Genomic DNA, 21453 nt, shown 5'->3' with positions numbered 1-21453 from the left:
GACACGGGCCCCTTCGGAAGAAACGCGGGTGAGGGTCTTGCTGTGTCTCGACAGAGCACACCATGACCCTCGCCCGGATCGCTAGACACCGCGTCGGGTCTCGCTCTGCGCCTCCGCAAGCTACGTCATTCGCATCCGGCCGGTTCGGGAGCCGAAGCCCTAGATTCGGATGTCCTCATAGGATTCGATCCGACGCGGGCCGATCGAGGTCGCCTCGTGCGAATCCGCGTCGGCGAGATTGCCGAAATCGAGCTTGGTCAATTTCGCCAGGTCCGCAATCGAGACCTGAAACACGCTGACATCCTCTTCGGACATCCGCTCGAGCAGATCCGCCTCCTGGATCCGGTCGATCTCCATGACCAACTTCCTCTGGCTCATCAGGAATGCCGCCGCCTTGAGACCGCCGTCATCGCGTCGGACCAGCATCTTCCAGAAATATTTCGGAATCTGAACGCCGCCGAACCTCGGATCCGTGTGCGGCCGGCCGGCCGGATTGGGCAAATCAGATCCATCGGCATCCGGACCGTCGAACACCGGCCCGTTCATCACGATGCCTTTTTCCTCGCCGTCGAGCAGAACGTCGCGCGTGTAATCCTCGAGTCCTGCCCAGAGCTGCTTGCCCTGGTTGAATGAGAAGAACTGCGGCGAGCAATTGGTGAAATGGAAGGAATCGTCGCCGTGTTGTTTGGCCTCGGCGACGGTATCGCCCCAGGTCGCATCCAGGCGGCGGACGAGATGACCGCGGTCGAACGGGTTCTTGCTGCGATCCGCCTCGAAAGTGGCCTGCTTGCGGTAGAACTCGTCGCCGATCTGGGCATCGTCATCGATGCGCGGATCGCGCAGCCAGGAATCGCCTTCGCGCTTGCCGACATCCTGCTGCTTACCGCCGTCGATATTGACGCAGCTGAAGAACGCGAGCCTGCGCTCCTTGTTCATGACGACGCTATAGTTGAAATATTTCAATTCGGACTGCTTGGATCTTCCCTTCAACATCGCGACCCTGGATTTGAGGGAGGCGGGAATCTTCGGCAAGGCGACCGAGAATTTGCCGCTGCCGAGAAAATTCGCCTTGTATCCGGGACGCGATTTCAGCGTCGCCTGATCGATGTGAACGGCCTCCATGGGCAGGCCGTTCTTCGCGCTGATGCGGGGCAGCAGGCCGGCCGGCGGAGCGATCAAGGGCATGCTGCCGTTCTGCATGCCGCCGTTCGAAGCCCCGCCGCTGCGTCCCGCGGGGCTCGGCACGGGCGCCAGCGCAGCCATCGGAAGTTCCTTCCTGAACATCGGCAATGGCACGCGGATCGGTACCACCAGCGAGGTCCCGTCGAGAGATTGCTCGACCCAGACATTGGCTCCGTACGGAGTTGCGGCGGCCGGCGGCAGGACTCTCTCGACCTCGTGCCGGGTTGGCGGCTCTTCCTCGTCGAGCACTGGCCTGATCAAGGGATGAGAGCCAACCGCAATCTTGAGATCGGCGACGATCGAGCTGATCCGGATGCCCTCGTTGGCGATCCAATCGATCGAGGTTTCGTCCATCGACGCATCCCACACCTTGCCGTCCTTGGTCAACGTGCGGCCCTGCGCATCCTTACTCGGAACACCGCTGTGATGCAGCGCGACCACCTGCCAGAAGCGGTTGAACGCCGGCGAGCCCGATGACCCGGCGGTGGTATCGGTTTTGTACCAGAGGAAGTCACCGACGTATTTGAGCAACTTGTTCTCGCGGACGCAGACCTGCTTCATCTGCCCGCTGGGATGCTGGACGATGGTCAGGTACTCGCCGGGATCCGCCTTGCCCGGCGCGCCGCTGAGCGGCAACCATCCCCAATCTACGAGCCGCCCGTTCCCCGACAGCGACGTCGGCGCCACCGCGACGATCGAGAAATCGAGAGTGTCGTTGGTGTAGAAGAATTTGCCCGGCTCGAATGCGAATCTGACCGGCACACGCTCTTCTCCCGAAATGTCCAATTCGTAGTTGAAATCGGCGATCGAATTGGCTGCGTCGGCCGGCTTGCCGAAGACGTGATGATTCGTCAGCAGCAGGCCGGGCCCGATCAGAAAGCCCGACCCATAGCCGATCAGATTTGACTTGAGATCCCTGAGCTGAATACGGCAAACCGGACGCGAGGCGGCCGTACCCTTGGCGAGATAGTTGACGCTGTCGAGATCATTGCCCTGGATGATCCGCTCCAGGCCGATCTCGGCCGCCTGCACGTCCCGTGTCTCGGCGAAGAGCTGGCGCTGGCGTAAGCGCTTCTTTTCGACGGTCATCTCGATCGGACCGTCGCCCAATTTCCGGTTCAATGCATCGGGTGAAAACTCGGCTTGCTTGAATCGCCTTTCTGAGCCCGCGATCAGGCTTGGCTTGATGAGCATAATGACCTCTCGAAATCCAGAGCAATATTGGATGTGGCCGGCGCCTGAAAATTCGCGCCAAGGTTGCAGCACGGGCCGGGACTGCCTTTCGCTGCCGATCATTCTAGAAATCGGGGCGATGCGCCCCACACTACTTTAGACCTATATACTTAAAGCGTAACAACCAGAGCGTCAATGGATGAGCGCGACTGGGGACGCGACATCATGCCATAGTATGCGACTCCACCTTTGTGAGATTTGCCACAAATGATCGGTGCACTTGTCGCCACCATTTCCCACGTGCTTTCTCCGGCCGCAGGATGGTCCTACGGCTTCAGGCGCCGCCGCCGCAGCGCCACGACAGCCCAGATCGCCTCGACCACGCTGAACGGCCAAGCGCCCTGGATGAAGCCGTAGGCAGAGCCGAGCGCGCAAGACCCGGCGAACAGCAGCACGAACCAGTGGCTGCGGTCCTCCAGGGCATAGCAGACCAGCATCGCGGTCACGGCGAACAGGCCGAATAATGTCAGTGCATCCATTGTTCTGGTTCACTCCGCAGCGCGCCGCATGCTAAGCGCTGATGCCATGCCGGCTCTTATCCTGCCCCTGATCGATGCTGCAACCCACTGGCCCGAACGCGGCGGGCTGGTCGGCCTCGACCTCGGCACCAAGACCATCGGCGTCGCCGTGTCCAATCCGGACCGACGGCTGGCGACCGGCGTCGAGACCATCCAGCGCAAGGCCTTCAAGCAGGATGCCGCCCGCCTGCTCGCGATTGCGGCCGAGCGCAAGGCAGTCGGCTTCGTGCTCGGCCTGCCCATCAACATGGACGGCAGCGAGGGCCCGCGCGCGCAATCGACCCGCGCCTTCGCCCGCAACCTTGCCGGGCTGACCACGCTGCCGATCGGGTTGTGGGATGAGCGTCTGTCGACCGCCGCAGTGGAGCGCGAATTGATCGGCATGGACGTCAGCCGCGCCAAGCGCGCCGAGGTCATCGACGAGCACGCCGCGATCTTCATCCTGCAAGGCGCGCTCGACCGGCTCGCCAATCTTCGCGCAACTTCGGGGCCCAGCTGACCCATGGCCGTGGTGATCGCGGCGCTGCTGCCGGTCTTCATCCTCATCGTGCTCGGCGTCGTGCTGAAGCGCAGCTTGATGCGGCTGGATACGCAATGGCACGGGCTGGAGCGGCTGACTTATTTCGTGCTGTTTCCAATGCTGCTGATTCAGACGCTGGTGAGGGCGGACCTCTCCAAGGTGCCGGTGGCCGGCGTCGGCGGCGCGCTGCTGCTGTCGGTGCTCGCGATCTCGCTGTTGTGCCTCGCGCTCCGCCCTGCCCTGGCGCGGCTCGACATTGACGGTCCCGCCTTCTCCTCGATCTTCCAGGGCGCAACGCGCTGGCAGACCTATGTGGCGCTCTCGGTATCCGCCAACATGTTCGGCGACGTCGGCCTGGCGCTGGCCTCGGTGGCGATGGTCGCGATCATTCCGCTGGTCAACGTGTTCAGCGTCGCAGTGCTGGCGCACTATGCATCGCCTAAGAAGCAATCTCCGCTCGCAATCGTCATGACGGTGATCCGCAATCCCCTGATCTGGGCCTGCGCGATCGGCCTCTTCGTCAACATCGTTCATCTGCCGCTGCCAAGGATCTGGCACGAGGTCGCCGACGCACTCGGCCGCTCGTCGCTGGCCATCGGCCTGCTCGTCACCGGCGCCGGACTGCAGCTCAAAGGCCTGCTGCGCCCGAGCGTGAGTGCGTCGCTCGGCGTGGCGTTCAAGCTGGTGCTGATGCCCGTGCTGGCACTGGCGCTCGCCGCATGGTTCGGCCTATCCGGCGACAGCCTCGCGATTGTCGCGATCTGCGCGGCGGTGCCGACTTCGCCCAGCGCCTATGTGCTGGCCCGCCAGATGGGCGGCGACGCGCCGCTGCTGGCGCAGATCATCACGCTGCAAACGATTTTGGCAGCGATCACGATGCCCATCGCGATCGCGCTGGTGGCGTGAGCACTAGCTAGACGTACGGTCCACCCAAAAACAGGACAGCCATATTCATGGCTGAATGAGCCACAACTGTCAGCCAAGTGGAATTGGAACGAAGGCGAAAGTAACCGAGTACGAGACCTTCGACGAATATCCAGGAGCGCTCATACCAACCGTACTGACTGTGCAGCACCGCCCATAGCACCGACGTAAGCAGGATCGCACCGATCGGACGCAGGAACGACTGAGACCACCCTCGAAACATAAATCCACGAAATACGAATTCCTCAACGATCGGAGCAGTTAAGCAGATGATCACAGCGAATATGATCAGTCCCGTTGCACCTCCAACTTCGAAACCTGAGCTGGTTTGAGGTCGCGTTAGTCCAAGTTTGATCGTTACGAAGGCTTCGACAGTTAAAAAAATTGTCATGATGCCAAGAACAGATACGATGTCGTCTCTGCTTGGCCAATTCAGAGCCAAATACTCGGTGAATTCCCTTCCCGCCCGTCGGATTGCAACCCAAAGTACGGCGATCGCAACCGGAGTCGCAAAAATCACCGCCGCGCCCTGCCGGTGCGGTTGTTTCCACAATAGCTCGACCTGCTCCGACGATAACCCGTTCATGAAAGCCGGTAAGCTCAATATGATCGTGAGCTGGGCTGCGAATAGGAACACAGCATAGGTTATCAGGGCGACCAACAAGGTCTCGAAGAAATCGAATGTGCGGGGTTGCGGGGATGGGTCCGCCCCTAGGGGGCGAGCATTTTCGAGTTCGGACATACTGACTTCCGCGACAACTTCATAGCGAGATTGATCATCACCTCTACCTAACATACGAAATGAAATTGCGCCCGGCAATTGCCATTCTGTCTGCAGTTCAGGGCGGACTGCCAAAGCAACGACATTGCGGGCGCAGCTCTCTCACCGTCGTCATTACGAGGAGCCCTTGCGACGAAGCAATCCAGTCTGTTTCCGCAGAGGTAGTCTGGATTGCTTCGCTACGCTCGCAATGACGGAATGTGAGGAAACCGCCGGGCTAGCTCCCCAGCCACATCGTCAGCACCACCGCCGTCATGTTGTTCAGCGCATGCAGCACGACGGTGAGCCACAGCGAATTGGCGCGATAGCGCATGTAGCCGAACCACACGCCGATGGTGAAGACCTCGGCGAGAAAGTACATGTCGTACTGCAGATGCACGCCTGTCCACACCAGCGACGACAGGATGATCGCGCCGGGCACGCGCAGGAAGCTTGCCGACCAGCCGCGATAGAGGAAGCCCCGCGCCAGCACCTCTTCCGACATGGGCGCCGCCACGCTGAAGGCGAACAGCAGCAATAGCGCGGCGCCCTTGTCGCGGCCCGATTTCAAGAGATCGGTCATGAAGCCCGGCGTCGCTTCGCGGCCGAGGCTGCGCGACATCGCCTCCCAGGCCACGACAAGCAGGATGAGGCCGACGGCGCCGAACAGGATTTGCGTCCAGGCCGGCCAGCGCAGCGCGAGGTAGTCGACGAAGGAGGTCTTCTTGATGCGGATGGCGAGCCACACTGCGACAAGCGTCGCGGGCAATCCCATGGTCACCGAGAGCGCGAGCGCCTGCGGCTCGCTGCCGACAATTTGAATCGAGGCCATGTTGATCGGAATGCCGCGAAGTACCACCAGCAGCAGGATGGCGCCGATCTGACCGACGAACATCGCGGCGAAGATCAGCAGACCCCACAGCGCCGTGCCCCAGAATTTCCAGACGTCCGGCCTGTGGTCCGCAGGCGTCATGATCAGCGGCGGATGGTCGGGATTGAGGGTGTCCATCAGATGGCTTTCGTTAGGCGCGCAAACTATCGAGAGGCCGTCATGCCCGGGCTTGTCCCGCCTGCGCGGCCGAAGCCGCTTCGGCGAGGCGAAGGCCCGGGCATCCACGTTCTTCGTGCCGCGCGGCAAGACGTGGATGGCCGGGTCAAGCCCGGCCACGACGAGTGGTGAGAGTACGCCCCGATCAAAGGAGCGCCCGCTCCAGCAGTGCACGCATGTCACCGCTCTCCAGCTCCACCGCGCCATACATGCTGGCGTGGTTGGCGCCGAGCCGCGTGGCGGCGAACAGTTCGGCATGGCGGGGCGACACAGCGTTGAGCGCGGCGGCTGCGGCAAGCAGGGCCAACTTCTCGACCGCTAGCCGCGCCACGCGCTCGCCATCCGCGCGGCGGAAGGTCTTGCCGATGAAAGCGGTCGCCTCGCCTGCTCCGGACAAGCCTTTCGTCTCAGCGGCGAGACTTTGCAGCACCGCCATCGCTGCCTCCGGCTCGCGCGCCAGCGCGCGCAGCACGTCGAGGCACATGACGTTGCCGGAGCCTTCCCAGATCGCGTTCACCGGCGACTCCCGGAAGTGCCGCGCCAAAATGCCGTCCTCGACATAGCCGTTGCCGCCGAGGCATTCCATTGCCTCGTACAGGAACGCCGGCGCACTCTTGCAGGTCCAGTATTTGATCGCGGGCGTCAGCAGCCGCATATAGGCGGCCTCCGCCGCATCGTGCGGGGTGCGGTCGAAGGCGCGGCAGAGCCGCATCACCAGCGCTACGCTGGCCTCGACGTGGAGCGCCATGTCCGACAGCACGGCCTGCATCAAGGGCTGATCGGCAAGATGTTTCTGGAACACGCTGCGGTGACGGGCATGATGCAGCGCGTGCGCAAGCCCCGAGCGCATCAGGCCGCTGGAAGCAATCGCGCAATCCTGCCGCGTCAGCTGCACCATCTGGATGATGGTGCGGATGCCCTTGCCTTCCTCGCCAACCCGTTCGGCATAAGCGCCGACGAACTCGACCTCCGATGAGGCATTGGAGCGATTGCCGAGCTTGTCCTTCAGCCGCTGGAACTGGATCGCGTTGACCGATCCATCCGGCGCGAAGCGCGGCATGAAGAAGCAGGTCAGCCCCTGCTCGGCCTGCGCCAGCACCAGGAACGCATCGCACATCGGGGCCGACATGAACCATTTGTGTCCGGTGATGCGATAGGCATCCCCGTCGGGCACCGCCCGCGTCATGTTGGCGCGTACGTCCGTGCCGCCCTGCTTCTCGGTCATGCCCATGCCGAGCGTCATGCCGCGCTTGTCCCACCACGGCGCGAAGCCGGGGTCGTAGCTCCTCGTCGACAGCACCGGCATCACGCGCGCGAGCAGGTCCGGCTGCAGCGCCAGCGCCGCGACAGCGGCGCGCGTCATCGTGATCGGGCAGAGATGGCCGGTCTCGACTTGCGAGGCGATGTAGAATTTGGCCGCGCGAACAACCTCGGCGGCATCGCCCGCCGGCCGGCCGTCGGCGGTCCAGGTCGAATTGTGCACGCCAGCATGGGCGCTGTGCGCCATCAGCTCGTGATAGGCCGGATGAAACTCGACCTGGTCGCGACGGTTGCCTTTTGCGTCGAAGGTGCGCAGCTTCGGCGTGTTCTCGTTGGCCACGCGCCCGCGCTCGGCCATCGCCGCCGAGCCCCAATGCCTGCCGAACTCGGACAGCTCCCGTTCCGCCGCCGCGCCGCCATTGGCCTTCACGGCCTCGACCAGCGGCCGGTCCAGAGCGAACAGATCGACGTCTTCAAAAGGCGGCGACTGGTTGAAGACTTCGTGGGTTGCGAAGCTCGGCTGGGTCATCTTGTTGTTTCCTCGGCGCGGAATCAGTTCCGGCGCGGCGGGATCGGGAAATCATAGGCTGCTCCGCCCGCCCCCGGCAGGGAAAAATGCCACCACTCCTTCGAATAGTTCACAAAGCCTTGCTTCGCCATCGCAGCCGCCAGCTGCCTGCGCCAGGCGCGCTGGTCCGGCGTGATCGAGGCTGCGGCGGTGTGTCCCTTTGCATCCGTGCAATCATACCCAGTGCCCATGTCGACGCTGCCTTCCGGGGTTCGCGCCTCGACCGGCGCCGTGCAATCGGCATAGGCCTTCCCTGGATCGTATTTGGCGGAATTGTCGGCTTTGAGATCGACCAGGGTCAGGTCGAGCGCGGCACCGGTGGAATGCTGCGAGCGGCTCGCGATGTAGCCGAGGCGAAACAGCTCGGTCTTGGGAATTTTGGGATTGTAGCGGCGCTCGGCGGCGGTCTCGCGGCCGTTCTGCGACCACGCCACCATGTCGCGCGATGCCCGCGCCGGTCGGTAGCAGTCGAACATCTTCAGCGACAGGTTCCGTGCCGCCAGTTCCTGTTGGACCGCCTTGAGCCGCATCCCCACCTCCCGCGTCACCACGCATTCGCCGGCGCCGTAGCCGCTCAGCGGACGGCCGACGAAATTGTTTGATGTGGCGTAGCGGATATCCTGGATGATGCTGGGATCGATCTCGCGCAGATAGACGAAGCCGCCGGGGAGCGATTGGGCATGGGCGCTGCCGATGATCATCGCAGCCAAGAGCGCAATAAGAGCTGTCTTCAACGGAAGCCCCCCACGACGTCATGGCCGGGCTTGTCCCGGCCATCCACGTCTCTTTTTTACGCTAAATGCGATAGAAGAACGTAGATGCCCGGGACATCTAGCGCGAAGATGCGCTTCGCGCTTCTGCCCGGGCATGACGGAGGACGTAGAACCTGACAGATCAGGGGATAAGTCTCTCCCCGCCGTTTGGCCCTTGCCCCCTCGGCCATCCCCGCCTATAGCTCTCGCTTTAATGACATCGAAATCGACCTTCGTCCTCGGCCACCGGCATTTGCTGGGCATCGAGGGCCTTTCCGCTGCCGACATCACCGGCCTACTCGACCTGTCCGAAGAATATGTCGAGCTCAACCGCCAGGTGGACAAGAAGCGCACCGTCCTGCGTGGACGGACGCAGGTGAACCTGTTCTTCGAGGCCTCCACCCGCACCCAATCCTCGTTCGAGCTCGCGGGCAAGCGCCTGGGCGCCGACGTCATGAACATGTCGGTGTCCTCCTCGTCGATGAAAAAGGGCGAGACGCTGATCGACACCGCGGTGACGCTGAACGCCATGCACCCGGACATTCTGGTGGTCCGGCATCACGCCTCCGGCGCCGTGGAACTGCTGGCGCGCAAGGTTGACGGTTCCGTGATCAATGCCGGCGACGGTGCGCACGAGCATCCGACCCAGGCGCTGCTGGATGCGCTTACCATCCGCCGCAACAAGGGCCGCATCGAGGGCCTCGTCGTCGCGATCTGCGGCGACGTGCTGCATTCGCGCGTCGCCCGCTCCAACATCATCCTGCTCAACACCATGGGCGCGCGCGTCCGCGTCGTCGGGCCCTCCACGCTGCTGCCCCCCGGGCTCGAGCGGATGGGTGTCGAGGTCGCCCGCGACATGCGCGCAGGGCTGGAGGGCGCCGACATCGTCATGATGCTGCGGCTCCAGCGCGAGCGCATGAACGGCTCCTTCGTGCCGTCGTCATCCGAATATTTCCATTATTTCGGGTTGGACCAGAAGAAGCTCGCCTACGCCAAGCCTGACGCGCTGGTGATGCATCCCGGCCCCATGAACCGCGGCGTCGAGATCGATACGGCGGTCGCCGACGGCGCGCAGTCCCTGATCCGTGAACAGGTGGAGATGGGGGTCGCCGTGCGCATGGCGGTGCTCGAAGCGCTCGCCCGCAACCTGCCGAACGCGTGATGGCCATGCTGATTGATCGACGTCCCATCCTGCTTGCCAATGCCCGCGTCGTCGATCCCTCCCGGGATTTTGACGGCATCGCCGACGTCCTGATCGCCGACGGTACCATCCGCGAGACCCGCCGCGGCATTAGCGCGGCCGGCGTCCCGGAAGGCACCGACATCGTCAACTGCTCCGGCAAGATCGTGGCCCCTGGTCTGGTCGACATGCGCGCCTTTGTCGGCGAGCCCGGCTTCAGCCATCGCGAGACATTTGCGTCGGCGAGCCAGGCGGCGGCGACCGGCGGTGTCACCACCATCATCTGCCAGCCCGAGACCGAGCCTGTCATCGACAATTCGGCAACGGTCGACTTCGTGATGCGCCGCGCCCGCGACACTGCCATCGTCAACATCCTGCCGATGGCGGCGCTCACCAAGGGAATGCACGGCGAGGAGATGACCGAGTTCGGTCTGTTGAAGGCCGCAGGTGCGGTCGCCTTCAGCGATGGCGACAGGAGCGTCACCAACGCACAGGTGATGCGCTGGGCGCTGACCTATGCGCGCGATTTCGACGCGCTGATCGTGCATCATACCGAGGACCCCAAGCTGGTCGGCGAAGGCGTCATGAACGAGGGCGAGTTCGCCACCAGGCTCGGCCTGATGGGCATCCCGAACGCGGCGGAGGCCGTGATGCTGGAGCGCGACATGCGCCTGGTCGCGCTCACCGGCGGCCGCTATCACGCAGCCTCGCTGTCCTGCACCGACTCGCTCGACATCCTCAAACGCGCCCGCGATGCCGGGCTCCCCGTCACCGCCTCGGTCTCGATCAACCATCTGGCGCTGAACGAGAACGACATCGGTCCCTACCGCACCTTCCTGAAGCTCTCGCCCCCGCTACGCTCGGAGGACGACCGCCGCGCACTGGTCGCCGCCGTCGCCTCCGGTCTCGTCGACGTCATCATGTCCGACCACAATCCGCAGGACGTCGAGGGCAAGCGCCTGCCGTTCGCGGAAGCCGCCCCCGGCGCGGTCGGGCTCGAGACCATGCTGCCGGCGGGCTTGCGGCTGGTGCACAATGGCGAGCTGGACCTGAAGACGCTGATCTCTGCGATGTCGACCCGGCCGGCCGAGATTTTGGGCCTGCCCGGAGGAACCCTGCGCGTCGGCAGCCCGGCGGATGTCATCGTGATCGATCCCGATACGCCCTGGATCCTCGATCCCGCCGATCTCAAATCGCCCTGCAAGAACACGCCGTTCGACGAAGCCCGCTTTACAGGCCGCGTGGTGCGGACCATCGTCGGCGGGCGGACGGTGTTTGAGCATGTCTAAGGCGGAATGGCTTCGTATTGAGGCGATCGGGCGGCAGGTAACCTCTCCCGCTTGCGGCGGAATCGCCTACAGAAAGAAACCGGCGCCGCGTTTTCGCTGTGGCCCATCCTTCGAGTCGCGCGCGAAGAAGCGCGCTCCTCAGGATGAGGTTCTGTTTCTCGGCGACATCTTAGACCCTCATGGTGAGGAGCCCGCCGAAGCGGGCGTCTCGAACCATGAAGGCCGAGCATGGAGGTTCAGCCATGGGTCTTGAAATGTTCCTGCCGGTGGCGTTGGTCATCGGCTATCTGCTCGGCTCGATCCCGTTCGGCCTGATCCTGACCAAACTCGCCGGCACGCAGGATCTGCGCTCGATCGGCTCCGGCAGTATCGGTGCCACCAACGTGCTGCGCACGGGACGCAAGGGCCTTGCCGCGGCAACCCTGCTGTTCGATGCCCTCAAGGGCACTGCGGCAGTGGTGATCGCGTTTCGCGTCGGCGGCCTTAACGCGGCGCTGCTAGCCGGGCTTGGCGCCTTCCTCGGTCATCTTTTCCCGGTCTGGCTCAAATTCCGTGGCGGTAAGGGCGTCGCAGTCTATATCGGCATCCTGCTCGGTCTCGTCCCAGCAGGCGCACTGGTGTTCTGCGTGCTCTGGCTCGCGACCGCCTTCACCACCCGCTATTCGTCTCTTTCCGCACTGGTGGCAGCCTTTATCACGCCACTCTTCCTGTGGTGGTGGCTCAGCGAGCCCAAATTGACGTCGCTGTTTGTAGTCCTGACGCTGTTGCTGTTCTACGCGCACCGCGAGAACATCAAGCGGCTGCAATCGGGCAGGGAAAGCCGGATCGGCGAGAGGGCATAAGCCGGAAAAAAGTACGGATACCGCCGCACCCTTTCCCCATTATGTGCCAAATCCCGTTCGCAACTTGCAGCCGAATCACGGCTGTATTGGCGAGTGGATTCCAGGCCTGTCATCCCCGAATGGGATGGCCTTACGCGGTTGCTCAGAATGAGCGAGAAGATTGCCGGCGCGCATCATGACGGTGGTTTGCATGGTGCTGCGCGCACCGCGGCGAGCCGGCTGCTCTTCGCAACGGACATCTGGTCCGGTGCTCCTTCGCCGCCTCCCGCCGTGGATCCGCCCCCTGTCTCGCCGCCAACGCGGACGCCAGATCCCCTCGTGCAAGCCCCGGCCCCGGTCGTAACAACTCCCGTGCCTGTTGCGCGCGACCAAGGCCGTTCCGAGCAATGGCCGCCGCGAAAAGTGTCGCTAGCCCTCCAGGGCGGCGGCACCTTTGCCGCCTTCACCTGGGGTGTGCTGGAGCGGCTGCTGGAAGAGCCTTCCGTCGAGATCGACACCATCAGCGGCGCCAGCGCCGGCGCGATCAATGCGCTTCTGCTCGCCTCCGGCTTCGCCGAAGGCGGCCGCGAAGGCGCCCGCGCCCGGCTGAGCCGGTTCTGGATCCGGTTGATGCACGAGGCCTCGTTCCGCTCGCTGATGCTGATCGGCGGATTTTCCCCGGTCGGAAGCTCGGTCGCGTTCGGGCCGACGCTGCGCTCCGGCCAGTTCGATCCGTTCGACCTCGATCCGCTGCGGCAGGCGCTGTCGCGCGACATCAACTTTGCGGCGCTCTGCGATGCGAAGTGCCCAAGACTGCTGATCGCGGCGACGCGGATCCGCGATGGGCAACAGCAGATCTTCCGCAACGACGCCATCACCGCCGATGTCGCGCTGGCCTCGACCTGCCCGCCTTTGGTTCACTGCGCCGTGGAGATCGACGGCGAGGCCTATTGGGACGGCGGCTTCGGCGGCAATCCGCCGCTGCTGCGGCTGGTGCAGGAAACGGGGACGTCCGATTTGTTGCTGATCCAGACCACGCCGGCACGCGACAATTACGTGCCGATTACGCTCGCCGCGATCGACCGCCGTCTCGACCAGATCGCGGCGAATGCCCCGCTCAATGCCGAGGTTGCGGCGATCGAGTGGGCGCAATCCGGCACGGCGCCGGCGCTGCGGCTGTCCAGGATCGCGGCGGAGGATTCGGTCGACGGCCTGGCGCAACGCTCATCCGCCGATCTCGGCCGCGGCTTCATCCGCCTGCTGCACCGGAGCGGCCGCGAGGCCGCCGGGCGTTGGCTCGGGCAAGGCACGGTCGGCACTGAGGCCCAACGCGCGCTGCCCGCCGCCGAACCGGCGCTGCTCTGAGTTTTCAACTCAGGCGGCGAGACCGGCCCCCGTCTGCGCAAGCGCCTCGCTCAGCGGCTGGATCGCCATCCGGTAGCCGCGCAGACGCGCCACCGGCGCAAGCACCGCGAACAGCAGCTTCTGAAGCCAGATCGGCACGCCCGCGAGATAGAGGTGATCGCGGTAGGTGTGCAGCACGAGCGCGATCAGGAGGAAGTTCGGATCGCCCGCGCTCGAGAACCAGGCGGGCTGCCTCACGGCGAGCGTGGCGAAATTGGCGAAGAAGCGCAGATGCTGTTGCGCCGGGGTGAACGAGATCTCGAGCACAGCATTTCCGTCGCCGGCATTGGCAAAAAAATGCGGCCGGCCGCGAGGCACGACGGCGGTGCCACCCGCCTCGACGAGCTGCTCGCGCCCGTCGACGACGACCTTGATGCGACCGCTCTTGACCGCAAAGTGCTCATCCGCACCGGGATGAACGTGCACCAGCGCATTGCCGCCGCCCGAACCGCCCTTTTCGAGGATCACGCCGAAACGCGCGACGTCGGCGTGGTCGAGCGGTCCGGAGAAAACAAAAGTCTCCTTGTTGAAGGCATTCCGCAGCCGCGTGCCGCGGGCGATCTCGGTCGGCATGTTTTGCATCTCCTTGCAATCCAGGGAGACGCGCTGGTAGCGGCCTAGGCGACGAACGTATTGTAAAAATCCGACACCCCAAGCCCGGCGTTCCAGGCTTGCACGCTGTCGGTCGCGGCACGCCGGCAGAATGCGTCCGGCGAAGCACCCGCGAGCGTGCGGAAATCGCGGATGAGATGCGCCTGATCGGTGAAGCCGTTCGCGTGCGCGACATCGGCCCAGTCGGCACCGACGCGGCGCGCGGAAATCGCCTGCTGCATCCGCTCGATCCGCGCGAACTGCTTTGTGCTCGCGCCGGTCTCGGCCTTGAACCGCCGCTGCAAGCTGCGCTCGCCGATATCGAGGCGATCGGCGAGCCTGCGCATGGAGATTGCCGGATTCTGCTTGATCGCTCGCATCGCTTGCACAACCAGCGAATCGAGGCGAGCCGGCTCCATCCTCTGCTGGAGGAAGTTTCGCATGCAAGCCACGCGCACAGGCGCGCCGCCAGCTTCGGCAAGCTGTTCCTCAAGTAACGCCGAGGCTCTGTCGCCAAACACGTCCGAGATCTCGACGCTCGCGTCCAGAAGCTCCGCCGGCCTGACGCCGAGCACGCGGTCCGCCGCGTCTGCCTTCAGCCGCACCAGCACGGCGCCGAGCGGACCACTCGGCTTCAGCGCTGCGGCGCGCGTGTGCATGCCGTTGACGGTACGCTTGTAGACGCCGCGCTGCGAGGCCATCGGCGCGCGGTAATGCACGATCAGGACCGGCGACGTCGTCGGCAGCACCTTGATCGTCCGTGCGCTGGCCGCCGCGGCGTCGTCGAGCTCGGCATCCCAGAAGGACTCGACGATATCGCCCAGCGCTTCGCCCGCACTGAAGAATTGAGAACTGCGCTTGATGTGTTTGTCCGGGAGAGGCATGAGTTCAGTTGGTAGTTCAGTTGGTCGGCCCAGCCGCGGCTCGGTTGCACGCGCCGCGCTCACATAAAATTGAGTTACGTGGACCGCTCAGGCCCGCGCCAGTGCATCCTCCAGGAACCATGCCGCCGCCAGTGCGCCCGGATCGTTGCCGAAGCGCGCGATCACCTGCACGCCGATCGGCAGGCCATCGACCTTCAGCACCGGCACGTTGACGCAAGGGTTGCCCATCAGCGTCCACAGCCGGTTGTAGCGGGGGTCGCCGGTGGAGGCGAGCTCCTTGGCCGGTGCGGTGCCCGGCGCCGAATAGGTCAGCAGCACGTCGATGCCCTCGAACAGCGCACCGAGTTCGCGGCGGCCGCGGCGGCTGATCCGGCGCGCCTCGTCATATTCGTTCGGGGTCAGGCCGACCGTTGCATCGAGGCTGGCCCGCAGCATCGGCGCGATCTCGTCATGATGCTCGGAAAATTCCCAGGCCAGCGCACGATGCGCCTCAAAGTCCTGGACGATTGGGTGGATGCGCCAGGCCTCCTGCACCGCCTCGGGCAAGTCGATCGTCTGTACGCTGGCGCCAGCGCGCTCGGCCGCCTTGATTACGGCTTGCAGCCCCTGCTCAGCCGCAGGCTCAACGGCGCCGGCGAATTCCTGCCTGACCACGCCGATCCGCGGCGATTTTGCTGCGACGATGCCGGAAAATTCGGTGCGACCGGTCATCGCCAACAATCCGCGCGCGAGATCCTCCGCGCGGGCCCCAAACAGCCCGACCGTGTCGAGCGCCCACGAATAGCATTTGACGCCGACGGTCGGCAGCATCCGGAACGACGGCTTGATCGCGGCAGTGCCGCAATAGGCGGCAGGCCGGATCACCGAGCCGCCGGTCTGGGTGCCCAGCGCCAGCGGGATCATGCCAGCGCCGACGGCCGCCGCCGAACCGGAGGACGAGCCGCCCGGCGTATGGCCAAGATTATGCGGATTGAGCGTCAGCGTCGGATCGCGCGAGGCAAACGCCGTGGTCGTGGTCTTGCCGATGATGGTGGCCCCTGCCCGCTTCAGCATCATCACCACAGGCGCGTCGCTGCGCGGCTGCCAGCCGCGGTAGATCTGCGAGCCCATCTCGGTCGGGAAGTCCGCGGTGTCGATGATGTCCTTGATCCCGACCGCGATGCCGCGCAACGGACCGGAGCCTTGCGCCTTGGCGGACGTGTCGCGGCGGACGAAGGCGTGGACGTCCTTCTCTTTGGTCTCGATCGCCGCGAGCGATTGGGCGATGGCGGCATCGGGCGAAAGCTCCCCGCTCTCGATGCGGCGTTGGAGGTCGGCAAGTGAGATCATGGCAAAACCCTTCTAATTGCCATCGCTTTTAGCATTGCACCGAAGTCGCGCAAGCGCACGGAGCTGCTGCCCACGCCCTCAGGTTGTTTCATGCTGTCCCTAGAGACGCCGTGGACGCCATCAATCCGAGCGAGAGGTCGTCGGACCAAAGATAGATCGCGATGGCCGGTCTGATGCACGCGGGTCCAAGGAGCCTGGCTTGACCTAAATCAACGAAGCAAATGACGCAGGGGACCACGTTGCTGCGGCGGTTGCGGCTCTCTGGCGCAACCTGTCCCACAATCGTCTGGTCGGCGGGCTGGAGGAATGCGGTTTTAACCGTGAAAGGACAAGTAACATGTCACGTCGAGCGATCTTCTCGTTGGCCGCGTCGGTCATCATTGGCATCGGGTGCGTTGCTATGATTTCAACTGATGCGTTCGCATATCGCGGCGGGCGCGCTGGTGTTGGCCGCGCTGGCGTCTATCACGGCGGCGCCTATCGCGGCGGTGTTTACCGTGGCGCAGCAGTACGCCGCGGAGTGGCGGTAGGCGTCGGTGCTGCTGCCGTCGGTGCCGCTGCGTACGGAGCTTACGGAGCGCAACGCTGCGGATACTATCCCTACGGACCTTGCTACTAGCAACTGTTGGAGAGCCTGCTCTCGCCGAATGCAGATCGGGGACGTACGCGCCTGACGTTCGGCGCTCATTGACGTCGGCTTTTTTCATTCAGCCTTGAGGAAGGCGGCAGCGCGCTGCTCCATTCCTTCTCGCGTAAACGCACGAAGCTGTTGCGCAACGCCCTCAGGTTGTTCCATGCTGCGCCTGCAAGGAGACGCCGTGTGGACGCCATCAACCCAAGCGTGGAGCTGACCGAAGCCGACCGGGTCGACCGGCTGCGGCTGATCCGCTCCGACAATGTCGGCCCGCGCACCTTCCGTTCGCTGGTCGATCATTTCGGCACGGCGCGCGCGGCGCTGGAGCGGCTGCCGGATCTGGCGCGCCGTGGCGGCGCGGCGCGATCGGCGCGGATCTGTAGTGCTGACGAGGCGAAGGCCGAACTCGCCGCAAGCCGAAAGCTCGGCATCGCCTGGCTCGCGCCCGGCGAGGACGGCTATCCGGCGCGGCTGGCGACGCTCGACGACGCGCCACCGCTGCTCGCCGTACGCGGCGATGCCGCGACCTCGATGCGGCCGACGATCGCGATCGTCGGCTCGCGCAACGCCTCCGGCGCCGGGCTGAAATTCGCAGGCCTGCTGGCGCGCGAGCTTGGCGAGGCCGGTTTTGTGATCATCTCGGGCCTCGCCCGCGGCGTCGACCAGGCCGCGCACCGCGCCAGCGTCGCGAGCGGCACGATCGCTGTGCTCGCCGGCGGCCATGACTGCATCTATCCACCCGAACATGGCGATTTGCTCGCGGCGATCCTCGACCAGAACGGCGCGGCCATTTCCGAGATGCCGCTCGGCCACGAGCCGCGCGCCCGCGATTTCCCTCGCCGCAACCGGCTGATCTCCGGCGCCTCGCTCGGCGTGGTCGTGGTGGAGGCGGCGCACCGCTCGGGCTCGCTGATCACCGCGCGCATGGCCGCCGAACAGGGCCGCGAGGTGTTCGCCGTCCCTGGCTCGCCGCTCGATCCGCGCGCCGCCGGCACCAATGATCTGATCAAGCAGGGTGCGACGCTCGTCACCGAAGCCGCCGACATCATCAACGCCGTCCAGCCGATCATGGAGCGGCCGGCGATGCGCACCGCAGGCGAGCCCGACAGCGAACCGTTCGAGAGCGATCCGCAAGGGCACGACCGCGACCAGATCACCGGCCTGCTCGGCCCGGTCCCGATCGGCATCGACGATCTCGTGCGGATGTCCGGCGCCTCGCCCGCAATCGTGCTCACGGTGCTGCTGGAGCTCGAGCTTGCAGGCCGGCTCGAACGCCACGGCGGCGGGCTGGTGTCGTTGCTCTAGTCTTGCTGCGTCATGAGATCCTCATGGTGAGGAGCGCGAAGCGCGTCTCGAACCATGAAGGCCCCAATCGATTTCGTCCGGGGCCATCCTTCGAGACGCGCGTTCCGCGCTCCTCAGGACGAGGAGAAGAGTGGGTTTGATGCAGTCAAATTAACCGTCGTTGCGCTCGTCGAAGCGCGCTCGCGCCGCGGCGATCTGCTGCTGGTGCTTGATCGCCCATTGCCCGAGTGCCATCACCGGCTGCTGCAGCCCGCGACCGAGATCGGTCAGCTCATAGTCCACGCGCGGCGGAATGGTCGGGAAGATGGTGCGCGTGACGAGGCCGTCGCGCTCGAGCCCGCGCAGCGTCAGGGTCAGCATCCGCTGCGAGATGCCGTTGATCATGCGCTTGAGCTCGTTGAAGCGCTTGGGCCCATCGCTGAGCATCGTGATGACGAACACGCTCCATTTGTCGCCGACGCGGGACAGCACGGAGGCGACCCCACGGCAATCCGCATGGTTCGGATCGGGCCTCTGATCAGGCCTCGGGGGAGCGGGCAAATCAATGTGTGCAGGTTTCAGGGATGTGCCCATGGCTCAAAAAAGTGCGCTCTTGCGGGGTTTTCGGCAGTCACTCATGTAGTGCGGGTTACAAATCTATACCAGAGGTGACCCCCCAATGAAACTCCTCCATATCGACTCCAGCGTGCTCGGCCCCCACTCCGTCAGCCGGCAGGTCTCCGCCGCCATCGTCGACCGGATGCGGCAGGCGACGCCGGCGCTCGACATCGTCTATCGCGATCTGACCCAGACCCCGCTTGCACACCTCTCCGGACCCCACCTCGCCGCCGCACAAGGTGCACCGGCTCCGGCGGAACTCGGTCCCGACCTTGCCGCGAGCGCGGCCGCGCTGGACGAGTTCCTTGCCGCCGACATCGTGGTGATCGGCGCGCCGATGTACAATTTCACCATTCCGAGCCAGCTCAAGGCCTGGATCGACCGGATCGCCGTGAGGGGCAAGACGTTCAGCTACGGCCCCAACGGACCGCAGGGCTTGGCCGGCGGCAAGCGGGTGATCATCGCGATCTCGCGCGGCGGCTACTACGGCGAAGGCTCGCCGGCCGCAGCGCTCGAGCACTTAGAGACGTACTTGCGCAGCGTGTTCGGCTTCATCGGGATCAATCCCGAATTCATCACGGCCGACGGCATCCAAGTCGGGCCTGAGCATCGCGAGAAGGCGCTGGCCGGCGCACTCCACGCCGCAGCGAGCCTCCGCGCAGCCTGAGGCGACGCCGATATCATCAGCCGCCAAGTGCGTGCGGCGGCTGATGGACGGTCCAGATGTGGCGAAGCTAAAACCAGACGCCCTGGATGCCCAGGATCACGGCAATCAGCGAGACGAACAGGCCGATGCCGGAGAACAATGCGATGGCCACGAGTTCGGATGTGCCGGAGCGCTTCGCCGGAATGGCGGATCGTTCGGTGTAAATAGACGGTGATGAAATCGGTGAAAGAATGCGAGCTGCCTTTGGCATAACGGGCTCCCTTAAAATGGGCCTTATGACCCCCGTGCCCGTAAAAGGGTCTTGGCAGCGCGCGCGAAGGTTCAACGCTCCCTGCAAGGTTTCGAGAATACAGCCCGCAAGACCCCGGAACCGGCTGGCGCAACCGCCCTGCGCGCGCCAACCGATTCAATTTTTCACTTCACTTGATCAACCGCGATAGATCGGCGCGCCGGCCGGCGAGGCAACCGCGCCGCCGTCGACGAAGATCTCCTGGCCCTGCACGTGCGCAGAATCGTCCGAGGCGAGGAACAGCACGGTTTTCGCAACGTGATCCGTTTCACCGATGCGGCCGAGCGGCGTCGACAGCGCGATCCGCTTCTCGAACGCCTTCTCGGCTTCGGGCGTCGCGGTCGCAGGTCCCCAGATCGGCGTGCGGATCGCACCGGGCGCGACGACGTTGACGCGGATGCCGCGCGGCGACAGCTCCGAGGCCATGATCCGCGCCATCGCGCGCACGCCGGCCTTGGCGGCGCCATAGGCCGAGTAACCAGGAATCCCCATCACGGAGATCACGGAGCCGTTGAGGATGATCGAGGAATTGTCATTGAGATATGGCAGCGCTGACTGAACGGTGAAGAACACGCCGGTCAGGTTGGTGCTGATGACCTTCTCGAAGGTCGCAAGCGTCGCTGAGCCGAGCGGCGTGCCGCCGGCGATCCCGGCATTGGCGAAAACGATGTCGAACTTGCCGAACTTCTCGGCGCCCTGCTTGACCGCAGCTTCCGTCGCAGCGATGTCGGTGGCATCGGCGACGACTGCGAGGGCGTTCGGACCGAGTTCTTTCGCGGCGGCCCCGAGCGTCTCCTTGTTGCGCCCGGTGATCACCACCTTGGCGCCTTCCGCCGCGAACAGCTTTGCCGCCGCAAGGCCAATGCCGCTATTGCCGCCAGTGATCAATGCCGTCTTGTTCGTCAGTCTCACGCTCGCCTCAAGTGGTTGCATCATAAAACTAGGTTGCCTTCTAGGGCACATGGTTTTATGATGCAACCACACAAGCGCGTGATCGCTGCCGACCGGGACTGGACCAAACGATGGTGAAACGAACGAGCTTCGAGGGCGATTCCTGTCCGATCGCGCGCTCGCTGGAGGCGATCGGCGATTGGTGGTCGCTCCTGATCATCCGCGAGGCGCTGTTCGGCCTGCGCCGGTTCGGCGAGTTTCAGAGCAAGCTCGGCATGGCGAAAAACATCCTGGCCGTACGGCTGCGCGCGCTGGTCGACCATGGCATCCTGACGACGGCCCCCGCCTCCGACGGCAGCGCCTATCAGGAATATGTGCTGACGCCGAAGGGCCGCGGCATCTTCCCGATCCTGGTCGCGCTCCGGCAATGGAGCGAGGAATTTGACGACCGCCCCGCGGAGATCACGACCATACTGGTCGATCGCGCCAAGGGCCGCCCGGTGAAGAAGCTCGAGCTGCGCGCGGAGGATGGGCGGTTGCTCAGCCAAGCCGACACGACGCTGAAGCCGCGCCCGGGGCGGCGGCCGAGGTCGGCCTGATGGAAGTGCGTCGCGTAGCCTGGATGGAGTGAAGCGCAATCCGGGAGTGCGTCCGCGGCACGCGTCCCCGGATTGCGCTTCGAGACTGGGCAAGAATTTCATCTTCATTTGAGCAAACGAGGGTACGATTCGGCATGGCGAATCGCACTTTCAAGACCGGCATCAGCCGGGATCAGCCAAGCTTCCTTCCGCCACGTGTGGACGATTA

21 protein-coding genes are annotated in these 21453 nt (G+C 64.5%); 9 read left to right on the top strand and 12 right to left on the bottom strand.

The annotated features are described in order from the left end of the window. Positions 1-159 precede the first annotated feature (159 nt). Together GWG65_RS25730 and GWG65_RS25725 are read right to left on the bottom strand one after the other, a co-directional pair. Positions 160-2376 (bottom strand): DNA/RNA non-specific endonuclease, encoded by a 2217-nt coding sequence (locus GWG65_RS25730; protein ID WP_275198357.1) that lies wholly within the window; start codon positions 2374-2376, stop codon positions 160-162. A gap of 305 nt (positions 2377-2681) precedes the next feature. Beyond that, entirely contained in the window at positions 2682-2894 is a 213-nt protein-coding gene (locus GWG65_RS25725; protein ID WP_275198356.1) for a hypothetical protein, read from the bottom strand. A gap of 46 nt (positions 2895-2940) precedes the next feature. Between GWG65_RS25725 and ruvX the strand changes: the two genes are divergently transcribed. Both ruvX and GWG65_RS25715 read left to right on the top strand, forming a co-directional pair. Beyond that, positions 2941-3432, top strand: coding sequence for a Holliday junction resolvase RuvX (gene ruvX, locus GWG65_RS25720; protein WP_275198355.1), 492 nt, complete (start codon positions 2941-2943; stop codon positions 3430-3432). Between the two features lie 3 nt (positions 3433-3435). Next, a complete protein-coding gene (locus tag GWG65_RS25715; RefSeq protein WP_275198354.1) occupies positions 3436-4359 on the top strand; it encodes an AEC family transporter in 924 nt (307 codons plus the stop codon). Between the two features lie 7 nt (positions 4360-4366). Here GWG65_RS25715 and GWG65_RS25710 read toward each other — a convergent pair whose 3' ends face one another. The 4 genes from GWG65_RS25710 to GWG65_RS25695 form a co-directional block, all read right to left on the bottom strand. Beyond that, the gene (locus GWG65_RS25710) at positions 4367-5119 is read right to left on the bottom strand and encodes a CPBP family intramembrane glutamic endopeptidase (protein WP_275198353.1); all 753 of its coding nucleotides are present in this window, start codon (positions 5117-5119) and stop codon (positions 4367-4369) included. A 256-nt stretch (positions 5120-5375) separates the two neighbouring features. Continuing rightward, positions 5376-6146, bottom strand: coding sequence for a type II CAAX endopeptidase family protein (locus GWG65_RS25705; protein ID WP_275198352.1), 771 nt, complete (start codon positions 6144-6146; stop codon positions 5376-5378). A 184-nt stretch (positions 6147-6330) separates the two neighbouring features. Further along, the gene (locus GWG65_RS25700) at positions 6331-7974 is read right to left on the bottom strand and encodes an acyl-CoA dehydrogenase family protein (RefSeq protein WP_275198351.1); all 1644 of its coding nucleotides are present in this window, start codon (positions 7972-7974) and stop codon (positions 6331-6333) included. Between the two features lie 23 nt (positions 7975-7997). Then, a complete protein-coding gene (locus tag GWG65_RS25695) occupies positions 7998-8714 on the bottom strand; it encodes a M15 family metallopeptidase (protein ID WP_275198466.1) in 717 nt (238 codons plus the stop codon). A gap of 265 nt (positions 8715-8979) precedes the next feature. Between GWG65_RS25695 and GWG65_RS25690 the strand changes: the two genes are divergently transcribed. The 4 genes from GWG65_RS25690 (at position 8980) to GWG65_RS25675 (ending at position 13420) form a co-directional block, all read left to right on the top strand. Beyond that, on the top strand, positions 8980-9927 hold the full coding sequence (locus GWG65_RS25690) for an aspartate carbamoyltransferase catalytic subunit (protein ID WP_148743755.1): 948 nt from the start codon (positions 8980-8982) through the stop codon (positions 9925-9927). A 5-nt stretch (positions 9928-9932) separates the two neighbouring features. Beyond that, positions 9933-11234 carry a dihydroorotase gene (locus GWG65_RS25685; protein ID WP_275198465.1) on the top strand — a complete coding sequence of 434 codons (1302 nt, stop codon included), beginning with the start codon at positions 9933-9935 and terminating at the stop codon, positions 11232-11234. Between the two features lie 242 nt (positions 11235-11476). Next, a complete protein-coding gene (plsY, locus tag GWG65_RS25680; protein ID WP_275198350.1) occupies positions 11477-12076 on the top strand; it encodes a glycerol-3-phosphate 1-O-acyltransferase PlsY in 600 nt (199 codons plus the stop codon). 147 nt (positions 12077-12223) lie between these two features. Further along, positions 12224-13420 carry a patatin-like phospholipase family protein gene (locus GWG65_RS25675; protein ID WP_275198349.1) on the top strand — a complete coding sequence of 399 codons (1197 nt, stop codon included), beginning with the start codon at positions 12224-12226 and terminating at the stop codon, positions 13418-13420. A 9-nt stretch (positions 13421-13429) separates the two neighbouring features. Here GWG65_RS25675 and GWG65_RS25670 read toward each other — a convergent pair whose 3' ends face one another. The 3 genes from GWG65_RS25670 to GWG65_RS25660 all read right to left on the bottom strand — a co-directional run bounded on the left by GWG65_RS25670 (position 13430) and on the right by GWG65_RS25660 (position 16263). Then, the gene (locus GWG65_RS25670) at positions 13430-14032 is read right to left on the bottom strand and encodes a cupin domain-containing protein (RefSeq protein WP_275198348.1); all 603 of its coding nucleotides are present in this window, start codon (positions 14030-14032) and stop codon (positions 13430-13432) included. A gap of 44 nt (positions 14033-14076) precedes the next feature. Further along, complete coding sequence (locus GWG65_RS25665) at positions 14077-14934, bottom strand: AraC family transcriptional regulator (RefSeq protein ID WP_275198347.1); 858 nt, start codon at positions 14932-14934, stop codon at positions 14077-14079. Between the two features lie 87 nt (positions 14935-15021). Beyond that, the gene (locus GWG65_RS25660; protein WP_275198346.1) at positions 15022-16263 is read right to left on the bottom strand and encodes an amidase; all 1242 of its coding nucleotides are present in this window, start codon (positions 16261-16263) and stop codon (positions 15022-15024) included. Positions 16264-17083: 820 nt separating this feature from the next. Between GWG65_RS25660 and dprA the strand changes: the two genes are divergently transcribed. Continuing rightward, complete coding sequence (gene dprA, locus GWG65_RS25655; RefSeq protein WP_275198345.1) at positions 17084-18202, top strand: DNA-processing protein DprA; 1119 nt, start codon at positions 17084-17086, stop codon at positions 18200-18202. Positions 18203-18352: 150 nt separating this feature from the next. On the opposite strand, the gene GWG65_RS25650 is transcribed toward dprA, so the two are convergent. Further along, entirely contained in the window at positions 18353-18775 is a 423-nt protein-coding gene (locus GWG65_RS25650) for a helix-turn-helix domain-containing protein (protein WP_275198344.1), read from the bottom strand. Positions 18776-18860: 85 nt separating this feature from the next. Between GWG65_RS25650 and GWG65_RS25645 the strand changes: the two genes are divergently transcribed. Beyond that, positions 18861-19466 (top strand): NAD(P)H-dependent oxidoreductase, encoded by a 606-nt coding sequence (locus GWG65_RS25645; protein ID WP_275198343.1) that lies wholly within the window; start codon positions 18861-18863, stop codon positions 19464-19466. A 67-nt stretch (positions 19467-19533) separates the two neighbouring features. On the opposite strand, the gene GWG65_RS25640 is transcribed toward GWG65_RS25645, so the two are convergent. Together GWG65_RS25640 and GWG65_RS25635 are read right to left on the bottom strand one after the other, a co-directional pair. Further along, positions 19534-19716 (bottom strand): hypothetical protein, encoded by a 183-nt coding sequence (locus tag GWG65_RS25640; protein WP_275198342.1) that lies wholly within the window; start codon positions 19714-19716, stop codon positions 19534-19536. Between the two features lie 177 nt (positions 19717-19893). Continuing rightward, positions 19894-20667, bottom strand: a complete 774-nt coding sequence (locus tag GWG65_RS25635) for an SDR family oxidoreductase (RefSeq protein WP_275198341.1) — start codon at positions 20665-20667, stop codon at positions 19894-19896. 110 nt (positions 20668-20777) lie between these two features. On the opposite strand from GWG65_RS25635, the gene GWG65_RS25630 reads away from it, so the two are divergent. Next, entirely contained in the window at positions 20778-21245 is a 468-nt protein-coding gene (locus GWG65_RS25630; RefSeq protein WP_275198340.1) for a helix-turn-helix domain-containing protein, read from the top strand. The last annotated feature ends 208 nt before the right edge of the window (positions 21246-21453 follow it).

It is taken from the genome of Bradyrhizobium sp. CSA207 (genome assembly GCF_029051685.1).
In the GTDB taxonomy this organism is placed as follows: Bacteria; Pseudomonadota; Alphaproteobacteria; order Rhizobiales; family Xanthobacteraceae; genus Bradyrhizobium.
This window is presented reverse-complemented; position numbering and strand designations above follow the sequence as displayed.

What these genes read in the sequence shown, in the direction of transcription:
- GWG65_RS25715 (WP_275198354.1), top strand. Translation starts at nt 3,436, where the DNA reads ATGGCCGTGGTGATCGCGGCGCTGCTGCCGGTCTTCATCCTCATCGTG.
- GWG65_RS25670 (WP_275198348.1), bottom strand. Translation starts at nt 14,032, where the DNA reads ATGCCGACCGAGATCGCCCGCGGCACGCGGCTGCGGAATGCCTTCAAC.
- GWG65_RS25725 (WP_275198356.1), bottom strand. Translation starts at nt 2,894, where the DNA reads ATGGATGCACTGACATTATTCGGCCTGTTCGCCGTGACCGCGATGCTG.
- GWG65_RS25645 (WP_275198343.1), top strand. Translation starts at nt 18,861, where the DNA reads ATGAAACTCCTCCATATCGACTCCAGCGTGCTCGGCCCCCACTCCGTC.
- ruvX (WP_275198355.1), top strand. Translation starts at nt 2,941, where the DNA reads ATGCCGGCTCTTATCCTGCCCCTGATCGATGCTGCAACCCACTGGCCC.
- GWG65_RS25675 (WP_275198349.1), top strand. Translation starts at nt 12,224, where the DNA reads ATGAGCGAGAAGATTGCCGGCGCGCATCATGACGGTGGTTTGCATGGT.
- GWG65_RS25640 (WP_275198342.1), bottom strand. Translation starts at nt 19,716, where the DNA reads ATGCCAAAGGCAGCTCGCATTCTTTCACCGATTTCATCACCGTCTATT.
- GWG65_RS25650 (WP_275198344.1), bottom strand. Translation starts at nt 18,775, where the DNA reads ATGGGCACATCCCTGAAACCTGCACACATTGATTTGCCCGCTCCCCCG.
- GWG65_RS25630 (WP_275198340.1), top strand. Translation starts at nt 20,778, where the DNA reads ATGGTGAAACGAACGAGCTTCGAGGGCGATTCCTGTCCGATCGCGCGC.
- plsY (WP_275198350.1), top strand. Translation starts at nt 11,477, where the DNA reads ATGGGTCTTGAAATGTTCCTGCCGGTGGCGTTGGTCATCGGCTATCTG.
- GWG65_RS25665 (WP_275198347.1), bottom strand. Translation starts at nt 14,934, where the DNA reads ATGCCTCTCCCGGACAAACACATCAAGCGCAGTTCTCAATTCTTCAGT.
- GWG65_RS25730 (WP_275198357.1), bottom strand. Translation starts at nt 2,376, where the DNA reads ATGCTCATCAAGCCAAGCCTGATCGCGGGCTCAGAAAGGCGATTCAAG.
- GWG65_RS25660 (WP_275198346.1), bottom strand. Translation starts at nt 16,263, where the DNA reads ATGATCTCACTTGCCGACCTCCAACGCCGCATCGAGAGCGGGGAGCTT.
- GWG65_RS25705 (WP_275198352.1), bottom strand. Translation starts at nt 6,146, where the DNA reads ATGGACACCCTCAATCCCGACCATCCGCCGCTGATCATGACGCCTGCG.
- GWG65_RS25690 (WP_148743755.1), top strand. Translation starts at nt 8,980, where the DNA reads ATGACATCGAAATCGACCTTCGTCCTCGGCCACCGGCATTTGCTGGGC.
- GWG65_RS25695 (WP_275198466.1), bottom strand. Translation starts at nt 8,714, where the DNA reads ATGATCATCGGCAGCGCCCATGCCCAATCGCTCCCCGGCGGCTTCGTC.
- GWG65_RS25700 (WP_275198351.1), bottom strand. Translation starts at nt 7,974, where the DNA reads ATGACCCAGCCGAGCTTCGCAACCCACGAAGTCTTCAACCAGTCGCCG.
- GWG65_RS25710 (WP_275198353.1), bottom strand. Translation starts at nt 5,119, where the DNA reads ATGTCCGAACTCGAAAATGCTCGCCCCCTAGGGGCGGACCCATCCCCG.
- GWG65_RS25685 (WP_275198465.1), top strand. Translation starts at nt 9,933, where the DNA reads ATGCTGATTGATCGACGTCCCATCCTGCTTGCCAATGCCCGCGTCGTC.